The 13,199-nt window shown below is 64.8% G+C and carries 12 protein-coding genes and 1 riboswitch; of the genes, 7 read left to right on the plus strand and 5 right to left on the minus strand.

Annotated features, from left to right (window positions below; translation table 11 throughout):
- Window positions 1-39 precede the first annotated feature (39 nt).
- The 5 genes from tolB to ybgC are packed head-to-tail and all read right to left on the minus strand — an operon-like array spanning window position 40 to window position 3,966.
- Window positions 40-1,308: a Tol-Pal system beta propeller repeat protein TolB gene (gene tolB / locus J0O65_RS07120; protein WP_502793546.1), complete on the minus strand. Its 1,269-nt coding sequence runs from the start codon at window positions 1,306-1,308 to the stop codon at window positions 40-42.
- A gap of 5 nt (window positions 1,309-1,313) precedes the next feature.
- Window positions 1,314-2,324 (minus strand): cell envelope integrity protein TolA, encoded by a 1,011-nt coding sequence (gene tolA, locus J0O65_RS07125; protein ID WP_251373576.1) that lies wholly within the window; start codon window positions 2,322-2,324, stop codon window positions 1,314-1,316.
- 48 nt (window positions 2,325-2,372) lie between these two features.
- On the minus strand, window positions 2,373-2,813 hold the full coding sequence (locus J0O65_RS07130; RefSeq protein ID WP_226939836.1) for an ExbD/TolR family protein: 441 nt from the start codon (window positions 2,811-2,813) through the stop codon (window positions 2,373-2,375).
- Between the two features lie 15 nt (window positions 2,814-2,828).
- Window positions 2,829-3,518 (minus strand): protein TolQ, encoded by a 690-nt coding sequence (gene tolQ, locus J0O65_RS07135; RefSeq protein ID WP_046682323.1) that lies wholly within the window; start codon window positions 3,516-3,518, stop codon window positions 2,829-2,831.
- A gap of 46 nt (window positions 3,519-3,564) precedes the next feature.
- Complete coding sequence (gene ybgC, locus J0O65_RS07140; RefSeq protein ID WP_215405431.1) at window positions 3,565-3,966, minus strand: tol-pal system-associated acyl-CoA thioesterase; 402 nt, start codon at window positions 3,964-3,966, stop codon at window positions 3,565-3,567.
- A gap of 283 nt (window positions 3,967-4,249) precedes the next feature.
- A riboswitch (ZMP/ZTP riboswitch) is annotated at window positions 4,250-4,374 on the plus strand.
- A 111-nt stretch (window positions 4,375-4,485) separates the two neighbouring features.
- On the opposite strand from ybgC, the gene glyA reads away from it, so the two are divergent.
- The 7 genes from glyA (at window position 4,486) to J0O65_RS07175 (ending at window position 13,197) form a co-directional block, all read left to right on the plus strand.
- Entirely contained in the window at window positions 4,486-5,733 is a 1,248-nt protein-coding gene (glyA, locus tag J0O65_RS07145) for a serine hydroxymethyltransferase (protein WP_215405433.1), read from the plus strand.
- 144 nt (window positions 5,734-5,877) lie between these two features.
- A complete protein-coding gene (gene nrdR, locus J0O65_RS07150) occupies window positions 5,878-6,342 on the plus strand; it encodes a transcriptional regulator NrdR (protein ID WP_071078724.1) in 465 nt (154 codons plus the stop codon).
- 231 nt (window positions 6,343-6,573) lie between these two features.
- Complete coding sequence (gene pilV, locus J0O65_RS07155) at window positions 6,574-7,143, plus strand: type IV pilus modification protein PilV (protein WP_215405435.1); 570 nt, start codon at window positions 6,574-6,576, stop codon at window positions 7,141-7,143.
- On the plus strand, window positions 7,140-8,099 hold the full coding sequence (locus J0O65_RS07160) for a PilW family protein (protein WP_215405437.1): 960 nt from the start codon (window positions 7,140-7,142) through the stop codon (window positions 8,097-8,099). The genes pilV and J0O65_RS07160 overlap by 4 nt, the downstream gene beginning before the upstream one ends.
- An 84-nt stretch (window positions 8,100-8,183) precedes the next feature.
- Window positions 8,184-8,768, plus strand: a complete 585-nt coding sequence (locus J0O65_RS07165; RefSeq protein WP_215405439.1) for a pilus assembly PilX family protein — start codon at window positions 8,184-8,186, stop codon at window positions 8,766-8,768.
- Window positions 8,765-12,610 carry a PilC/PilY family type IV pilus protein gene (locus J0O65_RS07170; protein ID WP_215405441.1) on the plus strand — a complete coding sequence of 1,282 codons (3,846 nt, stop codon included), beginning with the start codon at window positions 8,765-8,767 and terminating at the stop codon, window positions 12,608-12,610. The genes J0O65_RS07165 and J0O65_RS07170 overlap by 4 nt, the downstream gene beginning before the upstream one ends.
- Before the next feature lie 86 nt (window positions 12,611-12,696).
- Window positions 12,697-13,197: a type IV pilin protein gene (locus J0O65_RS07175; protein WP_215405443.1), complete on the plus strand. Its 501-nt coding sequence runs from the start codon at window positions 12,697-12,699 to the stop codon at window positions 13,195-13,197.
- Window positions 13,198-13,199 lie beyond the last annotated feature (2 nt).

The raw sequence follows: 13,199 nt of genomic DNA on the forward strand, positions 1-13,199 counted from the left end.
ATTCTCCGGGTCATGGTTAAAGGTGAAACTGTACAGCATTTACTTCATAAAAGGACCCCAGGTGGGCTCCTTGATATTGCCAGCTTGCGTAGTCAAACGCTGTTTGACGCGGCCATCCACCGATACCACTGCCAGCGACTTGCGTCGTCCGGATTCGGTCGCGTACATGATATATTTCCCGTTGGGCGAAAAGCTCGGTGATTCGTCGTTGGCGGTGTCCGACAGGCGCAGTTCCTGGCCACTAGCCAGGTCGAGCGCGTAGAGCTGGAAATTGCCGTCGCGACGGGAAATATAAGCGAGAGTCTTCCCGTCGGAGGAAATCCGCGGGCTGATGTTGTAGGAGCCGCCAAACGTCACGCGCTTGGCTTCGCCGCCGCTGACCGACATGCGGTAGATCTGTGGTCCGCCGCTGCGATCGCTGGTGAAGTAAATGCTTAGTCCATCGGCCGAGAATTGCGGTTCCGTATCGATGCCGCTGCTGTTGCTGACGCGGCGCAAGCCGCTGCCGTCGGCATTGACGGTGTAGACCTGGGTATGGCCGTCGCGCGACAGGGCTACGGCCAGGCGCGAGCCGTCCGGGCTCCAGCTTGGCGCCGAATTGCTGCCTTTTTCATTCGACACGATGGTGCGCTGGCGCGTCACCAGGTTTTGCACGTAGACGATGGGCTTTTTCTTTTCAAACGACACATACGCGACCTTGGTGCCGTCCGGCGACCACGACGGCGAAATGATCGGCTCGTTCGAGCGCAGCGCGACCTGGATGCCCTCGCCATCGGCGTCGGCCACTTCCAGCCGGTATTCGCGGCCCGATTGCGTGACGTAGGCGATGCGCGTGGCGAACGCGCCCTTGACGCCCGTCAGCTTTTCATAGATGTCATCGGCGATCTTGTGCGCCAGCAAGCGGTTGAACTGCGGCGCGGCCGCATTGTTCATGCTCGAGATCTGCGCGCCCTTGATGGTGTCGAACAGCTTGTAGCGCACGTCCAGGCGGCCATCGGCCATGCTTTGCACGCTGCCGGCCGCCAGCGCGTCGGCGCCGCGCGACTTCCATTGCTCGTAGCTGACGGGCGCCGTTTCCGAGACGGGCGCATCGGCGTCGATCAGCTTGAACACGCCGCTGCGCGCCAGGTCGGCCTTGATGATGCCGGACAGCGATTGCGGCGCCGCCGATTCATTGACGAAGCTGGCGACAGCCACCGGGATCTGGTTGCTGCCGATCCCCGTAATCTCCACGCGCAGCTGCGCCTGGGCGCCGGCGGCTCCCAGCATCAGGCCGGCACAGAGCACGACATAGCTCATTTTTTTCATGGTCATCATTTAGGCAAATCCTTCATCTCGAATATGAGTTCAATCTCGCGTTCCACGGTGCCGTCTTTTTTCTTCGGCAGTGGCGACGATTTATTAATGGCGTTTTCCACCGAGCTGTCATACGCCGGCAGGCCGCTGCTTTTAATCTTTCGGACCGAAATAATTTCCCCAGTTGGCAGTTGCTCGATCTTGAACACGGCGCGCGGGTTGCCCGGCACGTCCGTGCTACCGCTGTACGCGATATTGCTCTTGATCTTGCTCGTCAGGGCAGCGACATAGCCGCTGTCCTTGCGCGGCGCGGTCGCTTTCGCGGCCGTGCCCGTTGTGCCGGCGCCTGCAGCGCCCGTGATGCGGCGCATTTCCGCGTCACGCGCCTTGTCGGCGGCTTTTTTCTCTTCCGCCGCTTTCTTGGCCTTGGCCGCTTTTTCCGCCGCCGCTTTTTTCTCGGACAGTTCTTTCTCGGCTTTTTCTTCCGCCGCTTTTTCTTTCTCTTTGGCTTCCTTGGCTTTCTCCAGCTTGTCGGCCTTTTCTTTTTCCAGCTTGGCCGCCTTGTCTTTTTCTTTCTGCTTCTGTTTTTCCAGCTCGCGCTTTTCTTCCTCGCGTTCCTTCAATTCCTGCTTGCGGCGTTCTTCCGCCGCCGCTTTCTCTTCCTTCAGCTTGGCCTTCTTGCGCTCGAGGGCGATTTCCGCCTCGCGCAGGTCGACCTTCGGCTCGGGCGCGGCCACTGGCGGCGGTGGCGGCGGGGCCGGCTGTTCCACTTCGGGTTGCGGCGGCGTCGGCGTCGGCTCCGGTTCCGTCGCCACGTCGGGCGGCGGCGCGGCCGTCTGCACCTTCATGTCCCACACTTCCGCTTCGACGGCGACAGGTTCCGTATTTTGCCAGTGTACGCCCACCCACAAGAAAAACAGCAGGCCAAGGTGCATCGCCAGCGCCAGGCCCAGCGAGGGCCAGCGGCTGCGTTCGCGCGGCACGCTGTAGGGCTTGCCGAGTACATGGTCGATTTGTTTGGTCTGCAAAGTCTAGTCTATCTAAAAACGGTCAAGTCTGGAAACAGGGAGCTGCGCTTACTTGGTGGCCAGGCCGACGCGGGTAATGCCCATCTTTTTCGCTTCCGAAATGAGCTGGATCACATCGTCGTACTTGCTTTCCTTGTCGCCCGCGATCATCACGGGATAGTCGGGATTGCTCTCGTGCAGACCGCGCAGCTTGCGCAGCAGGGCGTCGCGGTTCGGTTCCGTTTCCGGCGCCAGCTGTTCCTTGCCGATCACGCCGATCGACAGCGAACCATTCGGCTTCAGCACGATCTGGATATAGTCGTCGGGCGGTTTGGCCGACTTTTCCGCGTTGGGCAAGTTCACCACGCTGGGATTGTTCGACGACGGCATCACCATGAAAATGATCAGCAGCACCAGCATCACGTCGATGTAGGGCACGACGTTGATCTCGGACTTGAACTTGCGGCCACGGCCGCCGCGCATGCCGCCGCTATTGAATGAGGAACCCATGGACCTTGCTCCCTCTTAGCGCGACTGGCGCTGCAAGATGTTGGAGAACTCCTCGACGAAGCTCTCGAAGCGGATCGCCAGGCGGTCGATGTCATGCGAAAAACGGTTGTAGGCGACGACGGCGGGAATGGCCGCGAACAGGCCGATTGCCGTGGCGATCAGCGCTTCGGCAATGCCGGGCGCGACGGCGGCCAACGTGGCTTGCTGCACGTTGGCCAGGCCGCGGAAGGCGTTCATGATGCCCCACACGGTACCGAGCAGGCCGATGTACGGCGAGACGGAACCGACGGACGCGAGGAAGGCCAGGTGCGATTCGAGCACGTCCATTTCGCGCTGGAAGGCGGCGCGCATGGCGCGGCGTGCGCCGTCGAGCACGGCGCCCACGTCCAGCGCTTCGCGCGAACCGTAGGAAGCCTTGCCCTTGATGAATTCGCCCATGCCGGCGTCGAAGATGCGGGCCAGCGCGCCGCTCTGGTCGCGGTTGCCGCTGGCGTTTTGATGCAGCGCATGCAGGTTGCCGCCGGCCCAGAAGCTGCGTTCAAATTCGATGGTTTGCTTGCGCGCCTGGCGCACGGCAAACATCTTGCGGAAAATGTAGGTCCAGCTGGTCAGGGAAATCAGCAGCAGCAGGGCCATGATCAGTTGCACGATCAAATGGGCGTTGGTGATGAGCGCGAGGAAAGAAAGATCTTGTGTAACGTTCATTGGCTGGCAGTCTGTTGGGTGAATTATCCGGGGGTGGCGGTAGGGCTCAGGCGGCGCGCATGCGGGCCGCGACTGCATCAGGCACGGCGCGCGGGCGCAGTGCCGAGTCGACGCAGCCGATCTTGACGCGGGCCGTGTTGAGCAGGCGGTCGCCGCACCAGGCTTGTTGCAGGAAAACGATGGAGGCGCGCCCCATTTTTTCTATGCTTAAGGTTAATCTTACCGTGTCATCGAGCCTGGCCGGCGCATGATAGTCGGCGTTGACGCTTTTGACAACGAACATCGCGTCGTGCTGTTCCAGCAATGTCTGCTGGCCCACGTCGATGGCGCGCAGCCATTCGGTGCGCGCGCGCTCGAAGAATTTCAGGTAGTTAGCGTAGTAGACGATGCCGCCGGCGTCGGTGTCTTCATAGTAGACACGTACGTTCCAGGTAAAGACTGAAGGCATGTTTATTGCGCCAGTAGTGAGATTGAGCAACATTTTACGCGATTTTTCTTCTTGTGACTGTGGGCGCTTGCTGGAAAACCATGCAAAAGCTGCATATAAGTTGCACCACAGCATTGTAAAACGCAGGGCTGCGATGGCAAGCCCCGTAACATACGCTTACATGCCGTGGCAAAGTTTACGTCCAGCTTAAGATCGTGGACGGGCGCTGCCCGGGCGGCGATTATAGCCGCACGGTTGCATTCCTTGCTCAATTTGGGCACTTAACTTACAATTTGATTTCCATTCCGTCTCACGTGACTGGCGAAAAGTCGGGCGATTTCCATGGATGGCGATCGGCAAACCGGCGAAAGGTGGGCACCCACCGGGAAACGTGAGATTTTTCATCAGCCGTTCGCCTGGGTAGCCACTATGGAAAAGCACGAAGAGGCTGCCCGTCAAATGTTGTTATTCACTTAACGCCGGCTCCCCTCATTCGATCCAACCTGCCAGTACAAGCACCCTCATACTTGGAGTTTTTACATGTTTGCAAAAGATCACACCCTCGCCAACGTCGATCCTGAATTGTTCGCCGTCATTCAAAAAGAAAACGTGCGCCAGCACGATCATATCGAACTGATCGCGTCGGAAAACTACACGTCGCCCGCCGTCATGCAAGCGCAAGGCTCGCAGCTGACGAACAAGTATGCCGAAGGCTATCCAGGCAAGCGCTACTACGGCGGCTGCGAATACGTCGACGTGGCCGAGCAACTGGCCATCGACCGCGTGAAACAGCTGTTCGGCGCCGAATGCGCGAACGTGCAGCCGAACTCCGGCTCGCAGGCGAACCAGGGCGTGTTCTTCGCCATGTTGAAACCAGGCGACCTGATCATGGGTATGTCGCTGGCCGAAGGCGGCCACCTGACCCACGGCATGCCGCTGAACATGTCCGGTAAATGGTTCGACGTCGTGTCATATGGCTTGACGGCGGAAGAAGACATCGACTACGAGGCGATGGAACGCCTGGCCCGCGAACGCAAGCCGAAACTGATCATCGCCGGCGCGTCGGCGTTCTCGAAAAAGATCGACTTCGAACGCTTCGGCAAGATCGCCAAGGAAGTGGGCGCCTGGTTCATGGTCGACATGGCCCACTACGCGGGCTTGATCGCCGCCGGCCTGTACCCGAACCCGGTGCCGTTCGCCGACTTCGTCACCTCGACCACGCACAAATCGCTGCGCGGCCCGCGCGGCGGCATCATCCTGATGAAGGCCGAACACGAAAAAGCCATCAACTCGGCCATCTTCCCCGGCATCCAGGGCGGCCCGCTGATGCACGTGATCGCCGGCAAGGCCGTCGCCTTCAAGGAAGCGCTGAGCCCTGAATTCGTCGAATACCAGAAGCAAGTGATCAAGAACGCCGACGTGCTGGCGAAAACCCTGATCAAGCGCGGCCTGCGCATCGTGTCCGGTGGCACCGAATCGCACGTCATGCTGGTCGACCTGCGCGCCAAGAACCTGACGGGCAAGGAAGCCGAAGCCATCCTCGGTTCCGCGCACATCACCTGCAACAAGAACGGCATCCCGAACGACCCGCAAAAGCCATTCGTCACCTCGGGCATCCGCCTGGGCAGCCCGGCGATGACGACGCGCGGTTTCAAGGAAGCACAAGCGGAAGAAGTGGGTAACCTGATCGCCGACGTGCTGGACAATCCGCATGACGCCGCCACCATCGAGCGCGTCAAAGCGGCCGTGAAAGTACTGGCCGACGCGCACCCGGTGTACGCTGCTTAAGAGACTGTCCAGAATGTGTCATACGGAGTAAGATTCTGTCTGACACATTCCAGTCGTGCCCAAGGGCGCCCGGAGTGATTCGGGCGCCCTTTGTACAAGGGCGGCGATTTCCCGTAATTATTACTATAAAGTTGTAGCCAGCCCATGAAATGTCCATTTTGCCAGCACGGCGACACCCAGGTTCTCGATACGCGCGTATCGGAGGAAGGGGATGCCATTCGGCGCCGCCGCCGCTGCGGCAAATGCGACAAGCGTTTTACGACTTACGAACGCATTGAACTTATCATGCCGGCCGTCGTCAAAAAGAATGGCAGCCGGACGGAGTTCGCTGCGGATAAGTTGCGCGGCAGTTTGATGCTGGCCTTGCGCAAGCGTCCCGTCGCGGCCGCCTCTGTGGATACGGCCATTGCCTCCATCCAGGAAAAGCTGCTGACCAGCGGCTTGCGCGAAGTCGATTCCGGCTATATTGGCGAGCTCGTCATGCAGGAACTCAAGCGCCTCGACAAGATCGCCTACATCCGCTTCGCCTCCGTCTACAAGAATTTCGAAGACCTGGCCGAGTTCCAGGATGCGATCGCCGAAGTGGGACAGGCGCGCAGCAAGCCCTGACGCACACCGTGCCGACAACGGGGCCGAGCGTGCGCCCCGTCTTCATCACGCCAAGGTTCGCCTGGCAAGCGGTCTGATCAATACCAACCCTGTTCTTCTCACCTTATCGCCGTGCTGTTTGCGCCAGCGCAGACGCGGTTTTCTGCGTCCGCCTATCTTTGTAGCTGGGCCGCCTGTTCTTGCGACCGTGTCTGCGGAAGGGAGTAGCGCATGCGCAATGGCGGTCGCGATATGTTTCCTGCGGGTGGCAGCAGCCTCGTCGAGGTGCTGGTGTCGCTGCTGCTGTTGGCACTGGGCCTGCTGGGCGCCAGCATCCTGCAACTGCACTCCCTGCGCGCGCGCCATGAGTCCGCGCTGCTGTCGGCGGGCGTGCAGCTGGCCGCCGGCATGGCCGAACGCATGCGCGCGAACAGCGTGCTCATGAATGGCCCCGATACGGGCAATCCCTACCTGAACGTGGCCTACGCGGCGGCGGACGATGCCGAAGCTGGCGGCGGCGCGCCGGACTGCTTCGGTGCTAGCGCCTGCGGCGCGGCCGAACTGGCGCAATTCGACATCGCCGAATGGAAGCTGGCGCTGCATGCGGCCTTGCCCGGCGCGCGTTTGCATATCTGCCGCGATTCTTCCGCGTGGGATGCCGCCGCCCAAGGCTTGCACTGGGCGTGCAGCGGCGGCAAGGGCGCGCCCATCGTCATCAAGCTGGGCTGGCGCGCCCGTTCGCCCGACGGTTCATCCGCCGTGAATGCGGCAGGCGAGTCGCTGCCCAGGCTGGCGTTTCAACTGGGCGGAGGCGGCGCATGAACGGCCGGCATCGTGGCATTAGCCTGCTCGAATTGCTGGTGGCCCTGTCGCTGGGCGCGCTGCTGATGCTGGCCGCCAGCACCATGCTGCTGGCGGCCAGCGGCAGCTATGGCGACCAGTCCGCCAGTGCGCGCCTGGACGACAATGGCCGCTATGCGCTCGACACCATCGCCCGCGCCGTGCGCCAGACGGCGTACGTGAACTGGGACAGCAGCGCCGCGCCCGTCGCCCATGCCGATGACGACAGCGCGAATATCGCCGGGCTCGACGCGCACAGCCTGGGCAAGAACAGCGAGGGCATCAGCGGCGCGCTGCCCGATGCCCTGCATGGCAGCGACGTGCTGGCCCTGCGTTATTACGGCGCCGGCAAGGAGGCGGGCGGCGATGGTTCGGTGCTCAATTGCGCGGGCTTCGGCGTGGGCGCCGCGCAAACGGAGGCGCAGCGGGGCTGGAGCATTTTCTATGTGGCCCAGGGCGCCGATGGCGAGGGGGAATTGCGCTGCAAATACCGGGGCGCGAACGGCTGGGGCGCGGACGCCGTCATCCGCGGCGTCGATGCTTTCCAGGTGCTGTATGGCCTCGACACGGATACGCCGCCCGACGGCGTGGCGAACCGCTATGTCAACGCCAGCATGCTCGACGCCTACGATGCGGCGCTGGTGCTGGCGGGAGCGGATGCGGCCGCGCGCCAGCGCGATTTTTACCGGCGCACGCACTGGAAGCGCGTGGCCAGCGTGCGCGTGGCGCTGCTGTTGCATGGCGAGGTGGGCCAGGCCGACAAGATGGCGGAACTGGGTCCGGCGCGGTTCGACCTGTTCGGCCAGGCGTATGCCGAGGCGCACGGCGCCGGCGACACGGGCGTGCGCATCGCGCGCGCGTCCTTGCCCGCCGCGACGCGTTCCAGGCTGCGGCAACTGGCGCAGACGAGCATCATGCTGCGCAACGGGCCGGCCTAGGCGGGCGGCGCGATGGCCGGCGCAGGCGTCCGCTGTTGCGCACCGTGGTGCCGACCTCGTGCCCGCTGCGGTGGCGCCACTCTCGTGTATGTGCTGTGCCTGCTGGTGATCATCTTGTTGCTGGGCATATCGGCGGCGCAGATGGCCTTGCAGGGCGAAAAGGCGGCGCGTGGCGAGCGCGACCGGCAGATCGCATTTCAGGCGGCGGAGGAGGCATTGGTGGATGCGCAGAACGATATCGAAGGCTTGCCCGGCGCACCGGGACGCAGCAGCCTCTTCGCACCAGGCAGCGCGGCCGGGTTCGCGGATGGCTGCGGCGAGGGCGGCGCGCTGGGCCTGTGCCTGCCCGCAGCCCCGGACGCGCCGGCGCTCTGGCTGAGTATGGACCTCGATGGCGCGCAAGCGAGCAGCCGGACCGTGCCATATGGCCAGTTTACGGGCGCCGTCATGCAGACGGGGCAGGGTTTCCTGCCGTCGCGCCCACCCCGCTACCTCATCGAACTGCTGCCGTTTCACCTGCCCGGCGCGCAGGCCACGGCAGTGGCTGGCGGCCTGGCCACGCAAAGCTATGTATACCGCATCACGGCCATGGGTTTTGGCGCACAGGAAAGCACGCAAGTGGTGCTGCAAAGTTATTATCGCAAGCAGGCGGCGGGAGCGGGGCCATGAGGGCGCTGGCGTCCGTCTGCTTGCTGTTGCTGGCTTGCCTGGCTTGCGTCGCCGTTGCCGCCCCTCCCGCAGTGACGCTGGCGCGGGCCGACGCGGGCTTGCATGGGGCCAGGGTGCCGCCGAATCTGCTGCTCAACCTGTCTTTCACGCATGCGGCGGCCGCCGCCGCGCATGGCGGCGAGTATGCGCCGCAGCGCGAGTACCTCGGTTACTTCCATGCACGCATGTGCTACCGCTATCCATACCGCAGCAAGGACGGGGTCATGCTGCCGGACTTGCGCGTAGCGACCGCTTACTTCTCCGTGTTGAAACCGGCCGATGCGCTGCACGGCTGCGGCGGCGATAGTTTTAGCGGCAACTTTCTCAACTGGGCTGCTACCAGCATGCTCGACATCGTGCGCTATGCGCTGACGGGCGGCGACCGCGTCGTCGACGAAGTGCGCAAGACGGTGCTGCAGCGCGCCTACCTGCCCGATGCCGCCGGCCCCATCGACTTTTTTTCCCATCCCGTCTTTTTCCCGCGCAAGGTCTTGCAGGCTGGCGTGGCGGCGGCGACGCCGTTTGCGCTGGCGCAACTGGCCATCGTTTCCTGCCGCAACCGCCTGCTGTTCGGCGACGCCAGCTTGCCTGCGGGCGGCAATTGCGACGCGCCCGGCGCCGCTGCCACGCACGGCGTCTTCCTTGCGCGCGTGCGCGTGTGCGACGCTGATGAGGGGCCGCTGCGCGACGACTTGTGCCTGGCGTATGGCAAGAACTACAAGCCGGTGGGCGCCGTGCAGCGCCATGGCGGCAGGGTGCGCGTGGGCGTGTTTGGCCATTTGAACGGCGTGCCCGCCGGCGCAAGCCCCGTGTATGGCGGCGTGTTGCGCGCGCCGCTGGCCCACGTGGGGCGGCAACGCTGGGCGGCGCCCGACTATCTGCCGCAAGACAATGCCGACGTCGAGTGGCATCCCGCCACCGGCGTGTATGTGGCGCCAACGGTGACCCAAGCTGCGGGCCCTGGCGGCGGGGTGACCGCTTACATCAATGGCCTGGGCCGGGGCAACGCCGGGCATCCCGGCAGGTACGCCAGCGCGGCGCCAACGGCCGAATTGCTGTACGAATCGTTGCGCTACCTGCAGGGACGGCAAGCGAGCGCCGTGGTGCCGCCCGTCACGGCCCCGCCTGCCATTGACGACGGCTTGCCGGTGGTGATTGCGTGGAGCGACCCGCAAACGGCCAGCTGCCAGCGCCACAGCATCGTCACTCTTGGCGATGCGGGCATGGCGGTCGACCGCTACGTGCCCGGCAATGTCCCGGCGACTCCCGCGTCAAATGGCGACCGTGCCCGCGCCGCCGACGGCTTTGTGTCGCCGCCGTTGGACGCGATGGCCTGGACGCATGCGGTGGGCAGCCTGGAAAGCGCTGGCGCGCAGGGCAATCCCACGCCACGGCCCGAACTGGCGGCGCTGGAATGGCTGGCCGAGGGGGCGGGCGGCGCCAGCTACCATGCGGCGGGCCTGGCCTACTGGTCGCATGTGCAGATCCTGCGTCCCGGCGGCAAGAACGACGGTGTTGCAAAAGTCGAGCACTATGCGGGCGACTTGCGCCAGGGCGACCCGGCCGCCACTTCCGCCGTCACCCCCTTGTCACTGGTGGCCAAATATGGCGGCTTTCTCGATGCGAACGGCGACGCCAACCCCTTCAAGAGCATGGCGGGTAGCGCGCTGGAGGAGTGGAGCCTCGACGGCCGCTGGCCCACCCATTACCTGCCCGGCAGCGATCCGGCCGCCTTGATCGGGGGATTGCGCGCGGCCTTTGCGGCCGCCGACAAGGGCGGCTTGCCGGCGACGCTAGCCGGGCCGGCCCTGATGGCGCTGGCCAGCGGCACGGAAGAAGCCTACTGGTTCCACACGCGAATGCGCCTGGCCGACGGAGGCATGACCTTGTCGCGCACCGCGTTTGCGTTGGGCCCCGATGGCGCACTGCTTCCCGGGAAGTCATCGTGGACTGCCGGCGGACGAGACAAGTCCGTACCGGATGGCGCGCCCGCACCCTTGCGTCCCGTCTACACGCTTGATGCCCAGGGCGCCCTGATGCCGCTGGCCTGGGCGCGGCTGGACGGGGAACAGCGCGGCGCCTTCGACGGCGGCGATGGACTGGGGGAAGCGCGCCTGGCGTATCTGCTGGGCCAGCGCACGCACGAGGTGGGCCAGCCGGGTGGCTTCCTGCGGCGCCGGTCAGGCAGCCTGGGCGCGTCACCGTACGGCAATCTGTTGTACGTGGGCGCGCCGGGGCTGGGCATGCCGGGCGCCGCTTATGGCTTGCACCGCCAGGCGCTGCTGCAGCGGCGCAAAATGCTGTACCTGGGCGCCAACGATGGCTTGCTGCATGCCTTCGATGCGCGCACGGGCAGCGAAGCGTTTGCCTATCTGCCGCAAGCGCTGCTGCACACGGCCGCCGCCGCTGCGAGCACTCACTACAGCCCCGGGCCGCTGCTCGACGGCGCGGCGGCCACGGCGGAAGTGCTGGCGCTGGGACATTGGAAGACGGTGCTGGTGTCGGGCATGGGCGGTGGGGCGCAAGGCGTGTTCGCGCTCGACATCACCGACCCGTCGCGCTTCGCGCAAGACGGGGCGTTGTGGGAATTCACGGACCGCGACGACAAGCTGATCGGCAACATCCGCGCGCCGCCCGCCTTTGCCCGCGTCAACATGGGCGGCAAGGACGGCGCGCCGGCCTATCGCGATGTTGCCATCGTCGCCAGCGGCTACAACAACCATGTGGACGACGGCAAGGATACGACGGCGCCCGCAGCGGCGGCCGCCATCTTCCTGCTGGCGCTGGACAAGGCGCCCGGCACGCCCTGGGTGTTGGGAAGCAATTACTTCCGCCTCAAGGTGCCCGTGGCCAGCGGCGGCGATAGCCATGAAAGCGATGGGGAGGCGGACGCCGATGCCATCCCCCGCGCGCTGGGTCCGCCCGCCGTGGTGCCGGGCGGCGATGGTGCGCTGGCGTATCTGTATGCGGGCGATTTGCAGGGCAACATCTGGCGCTTCGACATGGCGGGCGGGCCGCCGTGGACGGAGAGTAAGGGACGCAAGCTCGTCTTTGTCGCGCGCGATGCGCTGGGCCGGCGCCAGCCCGTGACGCAGCAACTGAACGTGGCGTATGCGCCCGCTGGCGGTTATGTGCTGCTGTTCGGCACGGGCAAGCTGGTCGAAGCGGCCGATACCTGGCCTGCCGCCTTCCTGTCGCAGTCGTTTTACGCCGTGCGCGACGATGTGCGCGAGTCATCTCCCACGCGCAGCCGGGCCGACCTGGAGCAGCGCAGCCTGGGCGAGGCGGTGGGCGGCGTGCGCGTCGATGGCGCCGAGCTGCGCTATACGGGCAGCGACGCCATGCGCGGCTGGTACCTTGATTTTTTCAATACCGCGCAGACGGGCGAACGCAGCATCAGCAGTCCCGTGCTGGCCGCCGGCAAGGTGCTGTTCAATACCGTCCTGCCCGGGCGCGACCCTTGCGCCAAGCCGGCCACGCGCCTGTACGTGCTCGATGTGCTGAGCGGCTTCGCCGCCGATGGCGCCGGTGTCGTGCAGGCGGGTGCGCAGACGGGGCGCTTGTTCGATGGCCTGGCGCGCGCGTCGCCGCTGGCGCTGGAATTGAACAGCACGGTGGGTGCCGCGACGGCGGCAGGGCGGGCCCAGGGGCGCACGGAACTGGCGGTGCTGCAACCTGGCTTGCCCGGTGCGGCCAGCGGGGCGGGGCTCAAGGTCGCCAGCGCGCCGCTGCCGGCCCGGCGCCTCAGTTGGCGCGAAGTGGCGAACTGGCGCGAATTGCATGAGGCGGCCAAGAAAAAATAGGCCTAAGTGTGGCGTGCGGAAAGCTAACGCAGCGCAGGCCGGTGCCGCGCATCGGCTGGCGCTTTTTGAAAAAAAGGGGAGGTCGCATGGGCATGCTGGCAAGGCGGAATGGGCCTGCTGCAAACGGCGGCACCCCTGCCGTCACTCTGGGCTTCAGCCTGATCGAACTGCTGGCCGCGCTGGCGATCATGAGTCTGCTGCTGGCCTTGGCCGTGCCCGCGTATCAAGGCCATATCGTGCGCGCCAAGCGGGTGCAGGGGCAGGCGGCCCTGCTGCGGCTGATGCAGCAGCAGGAGCGCTATTATTCGCAAAACAACCGCTACCTGGCCTTTTCCTCGGCGTCGCCAGCGTCGCAAGTGCAGCAGTTTCCATGGTGGTCCGGCGACGTGGGCGCGGCCGGCAGCGCGTATGAAATCGAGGCGCTGGCCTGTCCCGGCCTGGCGATCGGGCAATGCGTGCTGTTGCGCGCCATGCCGGGCACGCCCAAGGTCGATGCGCAGTTCCAGGATGTCGATTGCGGTGTCCTGTCGTTCAGCAGCACGGGCCAGCGCGGCAGCAGCGGCCCCGCCAGCCATTGCTGGCCCTAGGC

Source organism: Janthinobacterium sp. JC611 (assembly GCF_018682595.1).
Taxonomy (GTDB): domain Bacteria; phylum Pseudomonadota; class Gammaproteobacteria; order Burkholderiales; family Burkholderiaceae_D; genus Janthinobacterium.

Bases quoted from the DNA above. Each gene is read 5' to 3' on its own strand.
- tolB (WP_502793546.1), bottom strand. From the start codon at position 1,308: ATGAAAAAAATGAGCTATGTCGTGCTCTGTGCCGGCCTGATGCTGGGA.
- J0O65_RS07130 (WP_226939836.1), bottom strand. From the start codon at position 2,813: ATGGGTTCCTCATTCAATAGCGGCGGCATGCGCGGCGGCCGTGGCCGC.
- tolQ (WP_046682323.1), bottom strand. From the start codon at position 3,518: ATGAACGTTACACAAGATCTTTCTTTCCTCGCGCTCATCACCAACGCC.
- ybgC (WP_215405431.1), bottom strand. From the start codon at position 3,966: ATGCCTTCAGTCTTTACCTGGAACGTACGTGTCTACTATGAAGACACC.
- glyA (WP_215405433.1), top strand. From the start codon at position 4,486: ATGTTTGCAAAAGATCACACCCTCGCCAACGTCGATCCTGAATTGTTC.
- nrdR (WP_071078724.1), top strand. From the start codon at position 5,878: ATGAAATGTCCATTTTGCCAGCACGGCGACACCCAGGTTCTCGATACG.
- pilV (WP_215405435.1), top strand. From the start codon at position 6,574: ATGTTTCCTGCGGGTGGCAGCAGCCTCGTCGAGGTGCTGGTGTCGCTG.
- J0O65_RS07160 (WP_215405437.1), top strand. From the start codon at position 7,140: ATGAACGGCCGGCATCGTGGCATTAGCCTGCTCGAATTGCTGGTGGCC.
- J0O65_RS07170 (WP_215405441.1), top strand. From the start codon at position 8,765: ATGAGGGCGCTGGCGTCCGTCTGCTTGCTGTTGCTGGCTTGCCTGGCT.
- J0O65_RS07175 (WP_215405443.1), top strand. From the start codon at position 12,697: ATGGGCATGCTGGCAAGGCGGAATGGGCCTGCTGCAAACGGCGGCACC.